General features: G+C 68.0%; 3 protein-coding genes. 1 reads left to right on the top strand and 2 read right to left on the bottom strand.

All coding sequences use genetic code 11. From position 1 onward, the window contains the following. Positions 1-491: 491 nt before the first annotated feature. Positions 492-740 (top strand): hypothetical protein, encoded by a 249-nt coding sequence (locus tag VJN29_RS17380; RefSeq protein ID WP_324144896.1) that lies wholly within the window; start codon positions 492-494, stop codon positions 738-740. 46 nt (positions 741-786) lie between these two features. Here the strand turns inward: VJN29_RS17380 and VJN29_RS17375 are convergent, their stop codons facing one another. Both VJN29_RS17375 and VJN29_RS17370 read right to left on the bottom strand, forming a co-directional pair. After that, complete coding sequence (locus tag VJN29_RS17375; protein WP_324144895.1) at positions 787-2,073, bottom strand: cation:proton antiporter; 1,287 nt, start codon at positions 2,071-2,073, stop codon at positions 787-789. Between the two features lie 121 nt (positions 2,074-2,194). Next, positions 2,195-2,347: a hypothetical protein gene (locus tag VJN29_RS17370; protein WP_324144894.1), complete on the bottom strand. Its 153-nt coding sequence runs from the start codon at positions 2,345-2,347 to the stop codon at positions 2,195-2,197. Positions 2,348-2,600: the final 253 nt, after the last annotated feature.

Here is a 2,600-nt window from a genome sequence, read left to right as displayed (position 1 = left end):
ATGTCGACGAAGCCGGCATCGACGCCCGCGGAACGCATCAGGTCGCGCACGACGGCGGGCGAGTCGAAGGTGCTCAGCAGGGTGCTCTTCAGCTGCTGGACGTCGGGGTGGCTGAAGTCGAGCGGGTAGCTGTCGAGGACGCTGCTCATGGCCGCTCCACGAGCGTGTCGTGCTGCAGTCCTGCCATGCGGGCCACCCCCTGGCGATGCACGCGACTCTCCTTCAAGTGAAGCACTCACACCCTCTCCCGCGGTCGAAAATCAGGACTTGTCCCCCGAATCGCATTCCTTCGATCAACGGGAGGCGCACCTCCGATCGAGAGAGCAGGATTTGTGTCCCGAATCTTGTTCACTCGATCAATGGCGGGAGTGAGTGCAGTTTGCGCGTCATGAAGTGGGTACGGGGTCGTCTACATGACAGCGCGGTCGCCCCCTGCGGACCCCCTGAGCGGGGGCGGCCGCGCATTCCATCCCGATGAGAAGAAGCGACCCATGGACGTCCTGATGCTGACCACCCCGATCGTCGTGATGATCGGTCTCCTCGCGCTGATGCAGCGCATCGAGACCGGCATGACCGAGAAGGCTCCGGTCCGGATCTCGACCGACAAGGCCCAGACTCGCGCCCACGTTGCCAGGACCCGCCGAGAGGAGTCGTCGCCGATCCTCGCTGCCGCGCCGCTGGCCCTCCTCGTCCTCGCGGCGGTGCTCACGGCCAGCGCCCTCGTCCGCATGGCATCCTGACCGCCCGGGTCAGGTGCCCGCTGGGTCACCATGGGGCGCTGGGGTGTCACGTCGCTGACCCGGACTGGCCAGCCGCTGGCGGCGAGGATCCGTGGCGACGCAACGGCTCGACGGCCTCAGCTGACTCGATGGTGGGGCGGTTTCGGCTTGCCCAGGATCCGTACCGTTGGGACCAGGGTGAGGCCGTCAGCCCGTGCGCGAGCACGCTCAGGACAACGGTAGTCGCGATGACGCTGAGCACTGTCGCGACGGCCGGTTCTGCTTCCAGCGACTCGAAGGCGATCAGACCGAAGATGATCGATGCCAGTCCGCGCGGGCCGAACCACCCCACAAATGCCATTGTCTGCGGCCGCAGGCCAGATCCCAGGAGGGAGAGGGCTACCGGGACCATCCGCAGCACGGTCAGCGAGAGCAGCGCGTACACGAGGTTCTGCCAACCGACCAGCTGCTCGAGTTGGGACGTCGCCACGATCCCGAAGACCATCCACACCGCGTAGCCCAGGAAGGTGGAGGTCAGCCCGGTCAGACCGATCGTTTCGTGCAGGTCCGCGACGCTGTTCTGGCTTGCCGCATAGGCCGTGCCGGCCACGAACGCGGCGATGAAACCGTTGCCGCCCAGCTCATGCGCGCCGTAGTAGCACAGCAGGGGGACGGCGAGCGTTGCGATCGGGAGCAGCGCTCGGTCCGCCCAGCCACGGTCTCGCGCCCGCTCGACGAGACGGCCGGCGAGGTACCCCACCACCACGCCTGCGACGGCGCCCAGGAGGAGTTCCAGCACGGCCCCGAGGGGGCCATGCCCAGCCGAGTCATCCGCTGAGCCGGCAGCCGCGGCCACCGCGAAGAGGACGACGGGGGTGGCCAGGCCGTCGTTCAGGCCGCTCTCGACATTGAGGATGCGGCGGACCCGTGCCGGGACGACGGGGTTGAGGACCGTGGCCGCGCCGAGACCCGCGTCGGTCGGCGCCAGGGCGGCCGCCAGCAGCAGCGCGAGCCAGACCCCGATCTCGGGAAACAGGGCGCGGGCGAGGAGGTATCCCGCCCCAATCGTCAGCGGGAGGCCGACGACCAGCAGCCGGCCGGTGAAGGCGGAGTCCGCCCTGAGCTCGCGTGGTTGGAGTTCCGCCGCGTCGTGGAAGAGCACCAGCACGAGCGTTATCTCGGCGAGGGTCCGGATGGTTGCGCCCTCGGCCTCCCCATCGACCAGGGTCCGACCGACCAGACCACCCGCGACGAGGAAGACGATCGGACCGGTCAGGTAAGCCTTGCTGACGCGCGCCGACTGGCTGACGAACACGATGACCAACAACGCGAAGACGCAGATCGCTCCTGCCATGCCGCCCTCCCCTTGACTCACCTGCCCGCCAGCACGGCCGCACAGCGATCGAGGCGACCACGGTGCTTGTCGAGCAGCCACACGTCCTGGCACTAACCGTGCGGAACGTGTTGCCGGACTGCTACTGCCTGGCCATGGCGATTCGTTGCCGTTCCTCGGGGTCGATGAAGTGGTCGTGGTCGTCAGTGCCGACGTCCAGCTGGATCCAGTGGATCTTGCCGGCGACCCGGCTGGTCGCGGCCTCGTACTCCGCCGGCCCTCCGATGAGGACCATGCTGGACACCACCGCCCCCCGACGGCTTCACCTGCAAGGGGTGATTCGGATCGGGGCGCGTGGCCAGCTGATCGCCGACTGCCCAGAGCGAGAGCAACGGCATACGATCCCGTCGTGCGCATCGACACCCCGGGTCTGGCCACGGACCTCGCCGTCCTCGAGCTCGAGGGCTCGACGATCACGGACCACGGGGACCACCTGGTCATCCGGACGGAGAGCAACCCCACGTACTACTGGGGCAACTTCCTGCTCC

It is taken from the genome of Intrasporangium sp. (genome assembly GCF_035280925.1).
GTDB lineage: Bacteria > Actinomycetota > Actinomycetes > Actinomycetales > Dermatophilaceae > Intrasporangium.
Note: the sequence above shows the minus strand (reverse complement) of the source record. Positions and strands in the feature narration are given on the sequence as shown.